16 protein-coding genes and 1 pseudogene are annotated in these 13,781 nt (G+C 69.7%); 9 read left to right on the top strand and 8 right to left on the bottom strand.

Features of this window, described 5'->3' with window-relative positions:
* Window positions 1–2 precede the first annotated feature (2 nt).
* Both BU52_RS12495 and BU52_RS12490 read left to right on the top strand, forming a co-directional pair.
* Window positions 3–611, top strand: coding sequence for a hypothetical protein (locus BU52_RS12495; RefSeq protein ID WP_037932638.1), 609 nt, complete (start codon window positions 3–5; stop codon window positions 609–611).
* A gap of 111 nt (window positions 612–722) precedes the next feature.
* On the top strand, window positions 723–1,136 hold the full coding sequence (locus BU52_RS12490) for a hypothetical protein (protein WP_037932635.1): 414 nt from the start codon (window positions 723–725) through the stop codon (window positions 1,134–1,136).
* A 28-nt stretch (window positions 1,137–1,164) separates the two neighbouring features.
* Here the strand turns inward: BU52_RS12490 and BU52_RS12485 are convergent, their stop codons facing one another.
* The 3 genes from BU52_RS12485 to BU52_RS12475 form a co-directional block, all read right to left on the bottom strand.
* On the bottom strand, window positions 1,165–1,683 hold the full coding sequence (locus tag BU52_RS12485) for an SMI1/KNR4 family protein (RefSeq protein ID WP_037932633.1): 519 nt from the start codon (window positions 1,681–1,683) through the stop codon (window positions 1,165–1,167).
* Between the two features lie 129 nt (window positions 1,684–1,812).
* Window positions 1,813–2,151, bottom strand: coding sequence for a helix-turn-helix domain-containing protein (locus BU52_RS12480; RefSeq protein WP_037932631.1), 339 nt, complete (start codon window positions 2,149–2,151; stop codon window positions 1,813–1,815).
* Window positions 2,148–2,531, bottom strand: coding sequence for a type II toxin-antitoxin system RelE/ParE family toxin (locus BU52_RS12475; RefSeq protein WP_037932629.1), 384 nt, complete (start codon window positions 2,529–2,531; stop codon window positions 2,148–2,150). Before BU52_RS12475 ends, BU52_RS12480 begins: the two co-directional genes overlap by 4 nt.
* A gap of 115 nt (window positions 2,532–2,646) precedes the next feature.
* Here BU52_RS12475 and BU52_RS12470 point away from each other — a divergent pair, with 115 nt between their 5' ends.
* A complete protein-coding gene (locus BU52_RS12470; protein ID WP_037932628.1) occupies window positions 2,647–3,381 on the top strand; it encodes an NUDIX hydrolase in 735 nt (244 codons plus the stop codon).
* 154 nt (window positions 3,382–3,535) lie between these two features.
* Here BU52_RS12470 and BU52_RS12465 read toward each other — a convergent pair whose 3' ends face one another.
* Complete coding sequence (locus BU52_RS12465) at window positions 3,536–4,057, bottom strand: hypothetical protein (RefSeq protein ID WP_037932626.1); 522 nt, start codon at window positions 4,055–4,057, stop codon at window positions 3,536–3,538.
* A 233-nt stretch (window positions 4,058–4,290) separates the two neighbouring features.
* On the opposite strand from BU52_RS12465, the gene BU52_RS12460 reads away from it, so the two are divergent.
* Window positions 4,291–5,772 carry a VCBS repeat-containing protein gene (locus BU52_RS12460; protein ID WP_051858143.1) on the top strand — a complete coding sequence of 494 codons (1,482 nt, stop codon included), beginning with the start codon at window positions 4,291–4,293 and terminating at the stop codon, window positions 5,770–5,772.
* Between the two features lie 27 nt (window positions 5,773–5,799).
* On the opposite strand, the gene BU52_RS12455 is transcribed toward BU52_RS12460, so the two are convergent.
* Window positions 5,800–6,240, bottom strand: coding sequence for an ATP-binding protein (locus BU52_RS12455; protein WP_037932624.1), 441 nt, complete (start codon window positions 6,238–6,240; stop codon window positions 5,800–5,802).
* The gene (locus BU52_RS12450; protein WP_037932622.1) at window positions 6,240–6,443 is read right to left on the bottom strand and encodes a hypothetical protein; all 204 of its coding nucleotides are present in this window, start codon (window positions 6,441–6,443) and stop codon (window positions 6,240–6,242) included. Before BU52_RS12450 ends, BU52_RS12455 begins: the two co-directional genes overlap by 1 nt.
* Before the next feature lie 158 nt (window positions 6,444–6,601).
* On the opposite strand from BU52_RS12450, the gene BU52_RS12445 reads away from it, so the two are divergent.
* A complete protein-coding gene (locus tag BU52_RS12445; protein WP_019526024.1) occupies window positions 6,602–7,456 on the top strand; it encodes a helix-turn-helix domain-containing protein in 855 nt (284 codons plus the stop codon).
* Window positions 7,437–7,712, top strand: coding sequence for a DUF397 domain-containing protein (locus BU52_RS12440; RefSeq protein ID WP_037932619.1), 276 nt, complete (start codon window positions 7,437–7,439; stop codon window positions 7,710–7,712). The genes BU52_RS12445 and BU52_RS12440 overlap by 20 nt, the downstream gene beginning before the upstream one ends.
* Before the next feature lie 7 nt (window positions 7,713–7,719).
* Here BU52_RS12440 and BU52_RS32755 read toward each other — a convergent pair whose 3' ends face one another.
* The gene (locus BU52_RS32755; protein WP_200881184.1) at window positions 7,720–7,884 is read right to left on the bottom strand and encodes a hypothetical protein; all 165 of its coding nucleotides are present in this window, start codon (window positions 7,882–7,884) and stop codon (window positions 7,720–7,722) included.
* Between the two features lie 121 nt (window positions 7,885–8,005).
* Here BU52_RS32755 and BU52_RS37140 point away from each other — a divergent pair.
* Together BU52_RS37140 and BU52_RS12425 are read left to right on the top strand one after the other, a co-directional pair.
* A pseudogene (locus BU52_RS37140) lies at window positions 8,006–8,512 on the top strand (UvrD-helicase domain-containing protein); the annotation flags it as partial.
* Window positions 8,513–9,177: 665 nt separating this feature from the next.
* A complete protein-coding gene (locus BU52_RS12425) occupies window positions 9,178–12,798 on the top strand; it encodes a DNRLRE domain-containing protein (protein WP_051858157.1) in 3,621 nt (1,206 codons plus the stop codon).
* Window positions 12,799–12,851: 53 nt separating this feature from the next.
* Here the strand turns inward: BU52_RS12425 and BU52_RS12420 are convergent, their stop codons facing one another.
* Window positions 12,852–13,484 (bottom strand): SMI1/KNR4 family protein, encoded by a 633-nt coding sequence (locus BU52_RS12420; RefSeq protein WP_037932614.1) that lies wholly within the window; start codon window positions 13,482–13,484, stop codon window positions 12,852–12,854.
* Window positions 13,485–13,592: 108 nt separating this feature from the next.
* Between BU52_RS12420 and BU52_RS12415 the strand changes: the two genes are divergently transcribed.
* On the top strand, window positions 13,593–13,775 hold the full coding sequence (locus tag BU52_RS12415) for a DUF397 domain-containing protein (RefSeq protein WP_037932613.1): 183 nt from the start codon (window positions 13,593–13,595) through the stop codon (window positions 13,773–13,775).
* Window positions 13,776–13,781 lie beyond the last annotated feature (6 nt).

Here is a 13,781-nt window from a genome sequence, read left to right as displayed (position 1 = left end):
GGGTGGGGATTCAGGTGCCGGCGCGGTGGGACTGGGAGCTGATGCCCCTGGAAGGTGTCGGTCCGCTGTGTTTCGGCATGCCTGTCACCGAGGTCGCCGCAGTGCTGTCGGGCATGACCGAGCTGCGTCGGTTCCAGGCCGACCCCTTTGCGGAGATCCTCGGCGTGGAGTTCGGCAGGGGACGTGCGAAGCCTGCCGTGTACTCCTACTTCGTCGACGGCCGATTGTTCTGCGTCGCGGTCGACGCGGTCCAAGGCCCTCAGGTGACTCTCTGGGGAAGGGAGTTGACCGCATGTGCCCCTGCCGATCTGGAACGGTTCCTCTTGCACGCTCACTGGTGTGAGGTGCTCGATGTGTCCTACGGCCCGCGGGGGAATCCTGGAGTCAATGAACTCGGTCTGGTGGTGCGAGTGCAGGAGGTCGCCGGCGGCGTGGTGACCCGGCCGGTCATGGTGGGCCGGACCTGGGCCGACCGGTGCACCGATGACTGGGAAGGCGCGATCCCGGAGTGTGAATGGGTGGGCCGCCTGTGGCCCCATCCAGGTGGAACGGCGTCCTGGCCCCCGCCCGGTCACAAGACGCACTGGGCCGGCTGGCAACCCCCCTTCTGAGCGTTGTCCCGTCATTGATCACGGTCGTGCCCACTGACCTGCCTGCTCGGTTCAGCCGGTGAGGGTGAGATCTCGATCGCCCGGACGGCTTCCGCGTGAGATCCTCCGCCCGTGGCCACGGAGACCGAGGTGGGAGAGCTGTTGCACCAGCGCGGCTGGCGGACGGCATGCACGGTCACCGAAAGGGTGAACGCGTGGGCCGCCCTGGTGAGCGTCATCGAGCGCGGCTACGGCGACGACATCTACGAGTACACCAACGACCTCTACTGCCGGAACTGGCTGCACGAGGCATGGCTCCTGCTGGACGAACACATCGTCCAGCTCTGGACCCCGCGGATCAGAGCTCTGGACGACCGATACAGGGCCGCGACCGTCGACGACGACGGCCAAGCGCTCGACCAGTTCCACCGACTGCCCGGCCCCGACCTGTGGTGGTGGCGGCGACACCCGCGCATCCTCACCGGAGACCTCGGGCGTTCGCTTCGCTCGGCCGGTGCCATCGGCACCGACCCTGACGCAGCATGACCCTCAGCCGCACGGGGTTACGGGACTCCTAGGGCAGGAATTCCCAGAACGGCCCGTCAGGCGCCCGGTTCCGCACGCACAACGTGACGTCCCGCCCCTTGAGATAGTCCAGCAGCCACTCACCGAACGTCATCTCGTACAGGGTCCAGGCCGGACTGTCGAACTCCTGGACCACGACGCGCCAGGGCGACGAAGGGCCCTCGGGAACGCACAGGAAGACCGCCTCACCCGTCACGGCCGTCGCCACCGGTATCAGCTCCCCGGGACCACCCCCCACCGGACCGGGCAGGAACTCCGCCATGTCCTCCTCCCGCCAGAGTTCGAGGTCGTCCCTGACGTTGTCGCTCAGACTGTGCAGCAGGTGCGGCGCGGGGTGCTGCAGATACAACTGCCCGTTGATCTGGACCGACCCGTAGGCGTCCACGATCTCCCGGAAGTCCGAGGGGAATGCGACACCGAGCTCCCGCTCCAGGTCCTCCCACGGAGCCGGATCGTCCCAGTTGAACTGGGGCTCACCCAGTAGGCGACGGATGTCGGAAAGGGTCACCGCAACGGGATTCCTCACGTGGTTGTCTCCGGTGGGTCGGCCGGCCGCAGCTCCTGATCACTGCGCGCTGCGCGATCCTAGGCCCCTCCACTGACAGTGCCTCGCCTGGCGATGCCGCCCCGGCAGCCCTCAGGCTGCGTGGTCGTGAGCGGTGAAGATCACGCGCGTGTCGTCGTCGTCCAGGGCGATGTTCAGTGTCGCGTCGAGCGCCTTTGCCAGCTTGGAGAGAAGCGGCAGCGTGGGAACCGTGTCGGAACCCTCGATCCGGGAGATCTTGGCCTGGGTGAGGCCGGCACGGTCGGCCAGTTCGGTCTGGGTGAGTCCGAGCTCCGTCCGCCGGTCGTACACGGCCTTCGCCAGTGCCATCGAGAGCCGGATCTCGCGCCGCGCCTCGGCCACGTCCTCAGGCTCGGTAAGGCCCTCAGCGAGCCTTCTCTCACGCAGGCTCTTCCAGCGGCTGTGGCTCATCGCTCCACCTCTCCCTCGTCGACGGTACGAATGAACTCCTCATGAGCCGGTTCGTGTTCCGCCTCGCAGACCTTCTGTGCGAGTTTCGCGCGCCTGACTTCGGCGTCCTCTCGCATTCTCGTCTTGCGGAAGACGGTCAGCAGGACCGCGGTGCGATGCGGGGTCACCCAGTACGTGAGGCGTAGGGCAGCGCCATCAAGCGTGGGGCGCAGCTCCCGGACTCCGTCGCCGAGGTAGCGGGCGTAGGGCTCGCCGAGCTCGGCAGCGTGCTCCGCCAGCAGACCGACATACTCGTCGATCTTGAGAAAGTGCTTGGCCGGCAGGGCTTCCAGCCAGTCACGCACTTCGGGTTCCAGCTCGATCGTGAACAGCTCATCCACGGCGCAACGATATATGTCGTCAACGACATACGCAACGCGGCGGTGGTGAGCTCGTCTTCCATGACCTGTGCAGGCCTGTCGGTGACGTACCGGACGGTTTCGATACGGTCCCGGCATGGATCTTTTCGCCGCCGACCGCTTGCGGTTGGTCGAAGCGCTGCCACCTCGGCTGTCGCCCAAGGAGCGTCGCGCCATGGACGACGCCTGGGACGCGGCGGTCCGGGCCAATCCGACCCTCTTCGACGGGCCGGTGGCCGGGTGCACGGGTCTGGAGCACGACGCACGTGGCGACCTCGTCCTGACCTGGGTCCGGGCGACCTACCGCTTCTACATCCTGCGCAGGCTGCCCGGCGCATCCGTACGGTTGCCGTCCCTGTTCGTGTCGGTCGCGCAGCCGGCGGACGACGGGCGACTGCTGGTGGGGCGAATGGCCTCCTGGACGGCCTCACCCGGCCGCTGGCAGCTCCCGGGCGGCTCGGTCGAGCCCCCGCCGGACGGCGAAACCCTCGACCTGGCCGCCCTGCGCCGCCACGCGGCCCGGGAACTGGCCGAGGAGACCGGTGTCGACACCCCCGCCGACGGCCTCACACCCTGGCAGGTCACCCGGGGAGCGAACGGCAGCGTCGGCGTCCTGTTCCATGCCCCACCCCGCCCGGCCGCGTGGCTGCACGACCGCCACGCGACCCTCACGGCGGCCGAACACGCCCTCGGCCGCACCCCAGAACTCGACCGGCTCGCCCTCGTCCGCACCCCCACCGACCTGGCCCCTCTCACCGGCCCGCACGTGTCCTACCTGGAACCGGTCCTCCGCCGTCACGGCCGGTCCTGGTCAGGGGACGGCGAGCCGTAGTCCTGGTACCAGTGGACGTCGAACCAGCGGGCTGCCGAGAACAGGTGGTCCGGGTCGGTGAGCTGACGGTGGACGGACCAGTCGGGGGACGTCCTCCTTCGCCGGCACGGGCCACCTGGCCGGGTCGTGCCCCACGGTGAGCGAGGCGGGAACGTCACCCGTGCTTCACGGGGTTCGTCGCGTCGAAGACGAGAATCCTCTCCCGGAAGTCGACGTGGAAGGACCCGGCGTAACGGTCCCCGGTGACCGCGGCGGTGAACCCGTCACTGGTCCGCCAGTCCGCCTGCCCCGGAACGCGCGAGCGGACGCCGGGGAGGACGTCCGGGCTCCCCGGTGCGGCGTGCCACTCGTACGCGTCGCGCAGCCGCCGCGCGTCGGGCTCTGCCAGCCGGGCCGCCCCGGAGATCCGGACGTCCGAGGGCCCGGGCACCGAGCCCCTGGAGTCGAGGCCCAGCGTCTCACCCCTCCACACGACCTCTTCCACGTCACCGAATGCGGGAAAGTACTGCCGGACGACCTTCTCGTCCCGCCGGACGTCAGGCTCCGGCGCCGAACCGGTCCGGGCACCGCACCCGGTGACGAGCACCCCGGTCAGCGCGAGACCGCCGCCCCCGGCCACCACACGGAGCAGACGCGCACGAAGGCGCCGGACGTCGGGGACAGACCGCAGGAACACAGGGGCACCGTCACTTGTCGTCGCCGGGATCCGGCACCGGTCCGCCGCCCCCGCGGGGGCATTCTCCCTCGCCGACCGCCACGGTGCCTCACATGTGAACTACAGGTGGATGAAACGTGGTTGTACGTGAGGATCCGTGTTCCTCGCCGCTCGGGGCACAACCCTCGCCCCACCGCGACGGTCATGCGTGCGGCCCCCCACGCCTCACCTCTGTCCCCGAGACTGGAGCACTCTTGCGCACACGCACCCTGGCCGTCGCCCTGGCCGTCGCCACGGCGGCCGCGGGCCTGTCCCTCACCCTCGCCCCCACGGCGAGCGCGGCCACCTCCGTGCCCGACGACTTCAACGGCGACGGCGTCGCCGACCTCGTCGTGGCCACACCCCACGCGCCCGCCGACGGTCACGTCAGCGCCGGCTCGGTCACCGTCCTGTACGGCTCCGCGGACGGCGTCTCGCCCGACCGCTCGGCCACCTTCACCCAGAACTCCCCGGGCGTCCCCGGCGACGTCCGCTCCCACCACCTGTTCGGCGCCACGCACGCGAGCGGTGACCTGGACGCCGACGGTTACGCCGACCTCGTCATCGGCGCGCCAGGCGACTCGGTGCCGTACAGCAGCAGTTACGGCACGCTCACCGTGCTGTGGGGCGGACCTGACGGCCTGACCGGCGACGGCATCTCGATCGCCAGCCCGTACGCCACCAGCGAGTGGTCCTCCGAGAAGGACTACGGCAAGAAGGTCGTCGTCGCCGACCTGGACGGCGACGGCGTCCCGCAGATCGCCACGCTCAGCCGCACCAACCTGTGGGCGTACGACGACCTGGCGGGCCGCACGGCGCCCACCGACGTGGCGCGCTTCCACAACTACAACGCCTACATACAGCCGCGCACCCTCACCGCCGCCGACTTCACCGGCGCCGGACGCGCCCAGCTCGTCGTCACCGGGGGCGAGAACTGCGAGGGGACGTCGGGCGGCTGCCAGCACACCGCCGTCTACACATGGAGCGACAGCGGGTTGCAGGAGGCGTGGCTGCCGGACCCGGGCGGCGACGTCTCCGGCACGAACGAGGCGCCCACCGTCTCGACGTCCGCCGGCGACGTCGACGGCGACGGCTACGCCGACCTCGTCACCGGCCACGTCCCCGCGTCGGCGACCACCACGGGCGAGTACTCGGACGCCGCGGGCTTCGTCCACGTCCGCCACGGCAGCGCGGACGGCCTCGGCGCCCACCGCACCGCCACGCTCGACGCCCTGGACGGCGGCCGGGCCGGTGACAACGTCGGCGCGTCCGTCGCGGTCGGCGACGTCACGGGTGACGGCTACGACGACGTGGTGGCCGGGGCGCCGGGCGCGACGGTCCGCGGCGTGCCCGGGACCGGCGCGGCGGTCCTGCTGCGGGGCTCGGCGACCGGCCTCACCGACACAGACGCCCAGGTGGTCCACCAGGCCACCGACGGGCTGCCCGGCACGGCGGAGGCGGACGACTGGTTCGGCTCCGCCGTGGAGATCACCGACCTCGACGGCGACGGCAGGGCGGACGTCACGATCGCGGCGAAGGGCGAGGACGTCCTCGCCGGATCGATCCGCGACGGCGCCGACTGGGTCCTGCGCGGCTCGGCGGCCGGCCTGACCACGACCGGCGCGACCTCGTTCAGCGCGCAGGACGTCGGCCTCACCCACCCGGACGCCGAGTTCGGCTCGGTCCTGGACGGCTGATGCCCCGCAGCACGGCATGAGGGACGGCTACCGCGGGTCGCGGCCCGCGGTAGCCGTACGTCCGGGCCCTCCGGCGGACACCACGGGCACGGCGCCGCCGCCCGGACCCGCCTCCAGCTCGCACCACACGGTCTTGCCGCGGCCGGGCCCGTGTGCCACGCCCCACCTGGCCGCCAGCGCGTCCAGCAGCGCGAGCCCCCGCCCCGACTCCTCGTCGGCGCCCACCGACGCCCGCAGGACGGGCAGCGCACGCGGGTCGGGATCGGTCACCTCCAGGCGCGTGCGCCCGCCGTCGTCGCACCACACCCGGACGGTGACGGGGACGCCCTCCCCGAGGTGCTGGACCACGTTCGTGACGAGCTCGCTCGCGCAGAGCTGGACGTCGGCGCCGTACGCGCGCAGGGCACGCCGTACGCCGGACACCTCGGCGGGTGTCGCGAGCAGTTCCAGCGTCGTGGCCGGTCGCATCACGCGGCCCCCTTTCGGAGGACGGCGGTGAGGGCCTGGGCGGTGAGGAGGTTGCAGTTGCCGAGCGCGATCAACGGCCGGACGGGGCAACGGGAGGCGAACGTGGGGAGGTCGACGCCGAGGGACGGCAGCGTGATGCCGTGCGCGGCGAGCGCCGCCCGCAACTCCTCGGCGCAGGCGTCGGCTTCGGTGGGGCTGTGCATGGGGGTTCACACCTTCCAGTGCGCTGTGTGACGAACCGCTCACACTGTGCCGCCGGTCGGCGTAGCGTGACAGACCTTCGGCATCCCGGCCCTGAACTGCACGTATGCAGTGCGGGAAGGGGGAGCGGGCGGTAACGGCAACCCATGGACGGTGAACGATGGGGCAGCGCAAGGACATCGACGGCTCGACGGGCGTCCCGACCTTCTACGGCAGCGAACTGCGCTGGAAGCGGGAGGAAGCGGGGCTCACCCTCCAGCAGTTGGTCGAGGGCAGCTTCTACGGCCCGAGCCACCTCAGCGAGATCGAGCGGGGGACACGCCGGATGCCGGCGGAACTGGCCGAGCACGTGGACAAGGTGCTCGGCACGGACGGCTTCTTCCGACGCCGGTGCGAGGACGTGCGGCGGGCGAAGCGGCGGGGGCACGCGAGTTATTTCGAGCGGGTACTGGAGGCGGAGAAGCACGCGGAGACCATCGAGGAGTGGTGTCCGACGCTGATTCCGGGGTTGTTGCAGACGGAGGCGTATGCGCGGGCGGTGACGCGGTCGGCGCATCCCTTGGCGCCCGACGAGGAGGTTGAGGAGAAGGTGTCTGCACGGCTGGCGCGGGCTCAGCTCTTCGAGGACAACCACAAGACGCCGGAGTACTGGGTGATCCTGCCGGAGTCGTTGCTTCGCCAGCCGATTCTGCCCCCGGAGCAGCACGCCGAACAATTGGAGCGCGTGACGGAACTGGCGCGGCGCCACCGGATCGTTTCCCAGATCCTTCCGTGGAACTGCGGGCCGCACCCTCTCATGATGGGTATGGCGAAGGTCATGGCCTTCACCGATGCCCCACCGTTGGTCTATCTGGAGTCGCAGTACAGCGGAGACACCCTCGATGACCCGGCCCTCGTGAAGCAGTACCGCAAGGCATACGATCGGCTCAGGGCCGCCGCACTGCCTCTGGAGGCGTCCCTCGCCCTGATCGAGCAAGCGGCAGAGGACGGCAGAAATGGCAACCAGCGCGATTGACTTGAGCCACGCAGTCTGGCGCAAGAGCACCTACAGCAACGGTGACGGCGGCGACTGCGTCGAGGTAGCCGAAGCGCTCCCCGGCGCCGCCCGCTGGCGCAAGAGCACCTACAGCAACGGCACCGGCGGCGACTGCCTCGAAGTCTGCGACGCCCACACCGCCGTCGTCCCCGTCCGTGACTCCAAGGTCCCCCACGGCCCGGTCCTCACCCTCACGGCTCCGGCCTGGACGGCGTTCGTCACTTCACTCAAGTGAGGCACGGTTAACCGCGTTGGTTCACCGGAAGGACGGCCGCCGGGTCGCGGCGCCTCGGGCAGGCCAGCAGATAGACCTCGTTGCCGAGGAACAGGAGGTAGGCGTCGTCCCGGATGCTGTAGGGCTGCACCGGGGCCCCGGGGCTGACGCCGAACTCCCGGTTTTCCGGCACCTGGCAGACGAACGCCAACTCCGACCCGCACGCGCACCGGTGGTACTCGGGGTCCTGAACCCAAGCTGCAGTTCCGCCCAAGGCCGACCGGGAGATCCTCAAGCTCCCCCGTCGGCTCGGGTACGTGGACCTCCAGGTCGTCCAGGAGGAGGTGCTCACCCCCGCCGAACCCGTCGTCCCCGACGCCCCGCAGCCGCTGTTCGCGCAGTGGTCGGAACAGCAGCTCACCGACCTGGGCGTAGCCCCCTCCCTGGTGCCCGTCGTCGCCGCGCTGACCACCGAGGACCAGCTCCTCGCCTCGTCGAGTACGCGCCGGAGCTCTTCGGCGAAGTGCTGCTGGCCCCTGTACGACGGCAAGTACGACGACCTCCTCGAGCAGGTCACCGCGCCCGTCGCGGCGCCCGACACCGTGGACCCCGAGGACTTCAGCGCCGCCGTCGACCGTCCCGCCACCATCGTCACCACGACCGACGACGCCCTGCGCGAGGCGCTGGAGGGCGAGGACGTCGGGCGCTGGAAGGTGTTCCTGCACCCCGCCCAGGCCAAGCTGGTCACCCGCGACTACAGCGGCCCGGCCCGGGTGGGCGGCGGGCCCGGCGCCGGCAAGACGATCGTGGCGATGTGTCGGCGCGCGGACCGCCCGGCCGGAGGCCCGGTGTCGACGGCACGCGCGGAAGAAGTCAACCATTCTCGCGCACCTGCCGTCGGTCGATGCCCTCACCCTGACAACGACGCGGTCACGCGCCCGGCTGCGACACCGGGACGCCTTCCGGCCAGAACACTTCACCCGGCACGACGACTTGAGATGTCTGAGGCATTACGGACGGTTTGTCCGACACTCACGACTTCCTCGTGGCATATCCACGAATCGAGGACCGGCGCACAGCCGCTCACGCCCCTCGACGCCACGCCACAGTGTGAGCAATCCGATGTTTGAAGGCCGCACCTTCATGGCCGCAAACGCCATCGCGGCCTGCGCGGAACGCAGTTCTCCACCGGGCCGGAAACGCACTACTGCCATCCGCTCGGCGCACATAGCGTCTTGCAACTGTGTGCCCAGCACACACGTTTGGATTCCCGAGAGGAAGGCAGCACTTCGTGTCACCTGACACACAGTTCTCCGGGTCGGGACGGCGCAGACGGGTGTCCCGTACGGCGACCGCGGCAGCGCTGCTCCTGGTCGCCGAGGCCGCCCTCGTCGCCGGCGGTGCGGCCGTGACGGCGGCTCCTCAGGCCGAGGAAGCCCTGCTGCGGAGTCACCAGCCGTCCGAGGGAGAGATCCTCGCCTCCGACATGGCCTGGGCGGCCCGGCATGCCAAGGGCTCCAAGGCGTGGGCGATCCTGGAAGCGGAGAGGATCGGGAAGAAGGTTGTCGTCACCGACGAGACGACCGAGACGACGTACACCGTCGCCAACCCCGACGGCACCTTGACCACGGAACTCACCGCCGGCCCCGAACGCGTCCTGCGTGACGGGAAATGGCAGAAGGTCGACGTCACCCTCGCCCGCGGCGCGGACGGCGGTGTCCGGGCGAAGAGCCACCCCAAGGGCCTGCGTCTGGGTGGAAAGGGCGACACGAGGGCTCCGTCGCTGCGGGCCGCGAAGGATGCCGCCCCGCGCGACCTCGTCACCCTCGGCGAGGGTGACGAGAGCGTGACCCTGCAGTGGAAGGGCGGACTGCCCGCACCTGCGGTCGACGGCGCCACGGCCCGCTACCGCGAGGCCGTCCCCGGCGCGGACGTCGTCGTCGAGGCGACCCGCACCGGCTTCGAGCAGTTCGTCGAGATACGCGAGCGGCCGGAGACGGCGGGCTACACCTACACGCTCCCGGTGAAGGCCAAGGGCCTCAAGGCCGAAGCGAACAACGACGGTTCGGTCACCTTCACCGACGCGAGGACCGGCGACGCACGGGCCACCATGCCCGCCCCGGTGATGTGGGACGCGTCGGTCGACAAGCGGTCGGGGAAGCATGAGAACCGCACCCGGGTCGGCATGAAGGTCGTCGACAGGGGCAACGGCCTGATCGACCTCGTCGTCACCCCGGACGCGGCGTTCCTCGCGGACCCGAAGACCGTCTACCCGGTCACCGTCGACCCTTCGACCTCGGCACTGTCGAACACCTTCGACACCTACGTCCAGCAGGGCGAGACCGTCGACTGGTCGGCCGACACCGAACTCGACCTCGGCAACCCCGGCACGAAGAACGCCGACGGCACCTTCCGCACGGCCCGTTCCTTCATCACCTGGAACACCTCGGCGATCGCCGACGCGCTGATCGTCGACACCAACCTGTCGCTGTACAACTTCCACTCCGGCAACACCGACTGCACGGCGCAGAGCTGGACCGTGTGGGACACGGGTGCCCCGTCCACCGCGTCCCGCTGGACCAGCCAGCCCGCGTGGAACCAGCAGTACCACTCCTCCACCGAGACCAAGGGCAACCCCTCCTGCGGCGCCGACGGCTGGATCAACGCCGATGTCGACGCCCTCGTCCAGACCTGGGCGTCCGCCAAGGCCTCCCGCGGCCACATGGGTCTGCGCGCGGCCACCGACGACGTCAAGCAGTGGAAGCGGGTCAACTCCGCCAACGCCACGACGAATCAGCCCAAGCTGTCCGTCACCTACAACTACCGCCCCTCGGATGGCACGAACCGGCAGGCCGGCGCGCCGTTCCGGCAGTACGCGGGCGTCTGGGCCGTCAACACCACCACCCCGACCCTGCGGGACACCTTCACCGACGCCGACGGCGACAAGGTCACCGCCACCTTCCAGGTTTACGACGCCGCCACCAACACCCCCATCACCACTCCGGCGGGTGAGGGCCTGATCGTCTCGGACTCGGTGGACTCGGGGAAGCCCGCCTCCGTCACCGTGCCGGCCGGACAGCTCCAGGACGGCAGGACCTACAAGTTCCGCACCAACGCCTACGACGGCACGCACTACAACCTCAACTGGTCGGCTTGGACCCAGTTCGTCGTCGACACCACGGCACCCGAGGAACCGGAGTCCGTTACGTCGAGCACCTACCCGGAGAACTGGGGCGGTGGCGGCGCCGGGATCGAGGGCCGCTTCGACGTCACCACCGGCGATCCGTCCCCGTACGAGGTGCAGTACCGCTTCGACCCGTACGAGGACGACGCGGACGACTACGGCTGGGCATCGGTACGCACCACCACGCCTACGGCCAGGGCCGCAGCACCGGCGCCGGAAGCCTCCTACACCGCGACGCCGGCCGCCGACGGCAACCATGTGACGCAGACGCGCACCGTGGACCGGGCAGGAAACGTGGGCCCGATCAGGGACTACGGGTTCACCGCCGGCAACCGGGACTACAACCGCGCCCAGAAGATCGACATCAAGCTGCCGCAGCCGGACCTGACCTCCGACGCAGCCGCGTACCTCAACGAACCACAGCGCATCGCGGACTGGAAGCAGGGCAGCGCGTCCCGGACCCTGAGCAAGGGCGATGAGACGGTCACCATCACTCCGAAGGACGAGCGGTCACTCGCGGGAACCCGTAAGGCCGCGAAGGAGCTGGCCGAGCGGAGCAGGATGCGGGCCCCGTCCTACCCCGATCCGATCGTCACCGGCACCTGGTGCCAGCCGTCGCTGTCCGGGGAGGCGCAGAAGTCGCTGATCACCCGCAACGAAGCCTGCGTCTTCTTCGACCTGAACTACGAGAAGGAGTACTACCTCCACGGCGTCAAGATCGCGGAGCACCATGCCTCCTTCGAGATCGCATTCCAGGTCAAGACCGACCGGAACGACGGGACGATCAAGACGTGGATCGAAATGAACCCGGTCTACAACGACTTCCCGGGCGACGAGAGGTCCGTACTGTTCGGTGACGGCAACCCCATCGCCCACATCGACTCGATGTGCTTCAGCAGCGCGTGCGAAGACGCCACCGACGGCAAGGACGTGCAGAACTTCGACTTCTACGGCGACCTCAGCTGGAAGGGCGGAGGCGACAGCAACCCGGTCGACTCCCACATGGCCACCGGTACCGCCACGCATAAGTGGGACGGCTCCACCGACGGCGCCGGCCCCACCGACGCCGGGCTGTCCAGGAAGCTGCCGATCTGGTTCGTCTACAACCCGGAGAGCGAGTACGTACCGATCGAGGGCAAGGACGACGACACCGACGGCGGTGACGCCCGCTCGCCCGGTATCGATGTGCGCTGCGACAAGGTCGAATCGTACGGCGATCCGGGATGTGTGCTGACGCAGTACGTTCCCGAGTACCAGATGGACGCCGCCCGTTACCCGGCCGCCGCGGCTCACCTGTGGATGGTCCAGAACAAGTCCGGCGTCAAGGGCCTGGGGACGATCGCCGAGCCGATGCACTACCGTCCCGACGCGGACAACGGCCGTGTGAACTCCACGTGGACCAAGAAGAAGATCCGTGCCCGGGTGTGCGGCTACTACGGCGGCAGCCGAACCGACGGCTACGTGCCGACCAAGGGGTTCGTGCCGCATCCGAAGACGTTCCTGCACCCGGAGTTCCGTCCGCAGGTTCCCCTTCCGAATCCGGACAAGGTGAACTGTGACGAGGTGCCGTTCGCCTCGGCGTACGAGACCGTGGGGCTGCCCGCTACCGCCGGCGGGCTGAACCCGGCCGGCAAGGCCGGAGGCGGCGAGTGCATCCAGACTGTGGCGGCGAAGGCCGACGACGGCAGTGAACACCTTCTCGACGACACCCGTTACGACGCACCGGCGTTCACCGAGAAGTGCGGCCGCTCCTCGATGTCCGGATACGTCAACCAGGGCGCGATGAACAAGTACGGCAACGAGTTCCTGTCCCGGATGCGGGTCATCGACGGCGACGCGTTCGCCGTCGATCCCGGTCGGCCGTGGTTCAAGGACTGCGACACCGGTGCGGCGACCCTCGTCTGCGAGATGAAGAAGCCGTAGCCAACAGCCCGTTGCCCGGGGCCCGCCTGGTCGGCGGGCCCCGGGCTCACAGGTCAATGGACGGGATGCCAGTGCTCCAGCGCTTCGTCCAGCAAAGGCGCCTCGGGGTCGTCCCAGACCAGACAGCCCCACACCAGCCCAGGAACATCCGAACCCAGGGCATCGCCCGGCCCTTCGGTGAGCGTGCGGTGCACCGCATCGAGATAGGCGGCGATCGACGGGAAGTCCGGCTTGTCGCAGGCCAGGTTGTCCGGCAGCGACCAGCGACCGACGCCGTCCGCCCCCACGTAATGCCCGGACTCGGGCCCCGCTTCGTCGTCCGTCAGCCACGGCACCACAGAGGCACCGCCCCACGCATCCCCGCGACCGGTCTCGGGCAGCCGCGTCCTGAGCGCGTCCGCCGGACCGAGCAGCATCCCGCCGGGCAGGAACGCCCCCGAGCCGACCTCACCCTCGTCCTCGTTGGCCTCGATGTATTGGTGCTCCACACCGCCGCACAGCCGCCAGAGAGCGGCCAGCTCCGCGGGAAGACCGAACCCGAGGTGCTGCCTCAGTTGCGCATCGGCAGCCTCAATGGTGTGCTCCGGGGCCGGCGGCAGCAGGGAGGCGCGGGAAACCGGCGCATTCGCCTCCAGCCAGTCCATGAGGCGACGCCAGGCCAACTCCAGGTTCCGTTGCTCACTCATCCCGCCAACCTACTGAGTCCTCGGACGGGGTGACGGTGAAACCGGCCCGGCAAGAGGTTGGTTGTATCAACGGCAGGCACGTACCGTCGGCGCCACGGATGCAGAACCGTGGTACTCCGGCCTCCTCCGGCACGTCAACCCATTACTGGCAACGGCGACGGCGGCAACTGCCTCGAAGTCTGCGACGCCCACACCGCCGTCGTCCCCGTCCGCGACTCCAAGGTCCCCCACGGCCCGGTCCTCACCGTCACGGCCCAGGCCTGGACGTCGTTCGTCGCCTCCCTCAAGTGATCCGAA

Origin of the sequence: Streptomyces toyocaensis, assembly GCF_000725125.1 — a bacterium.
GTDB classification, from domain to species: Bacteria; Actinomycetota; Actinomycetes; order Streptomycetales; family Streptomycetaceae; genus Streptomyces; species Streptomyces toyocaensis.
Note: the sequence above shows the minus strand (reverse complement) of the source record. Positions and strands in the feature narration are given on the sequence as shown.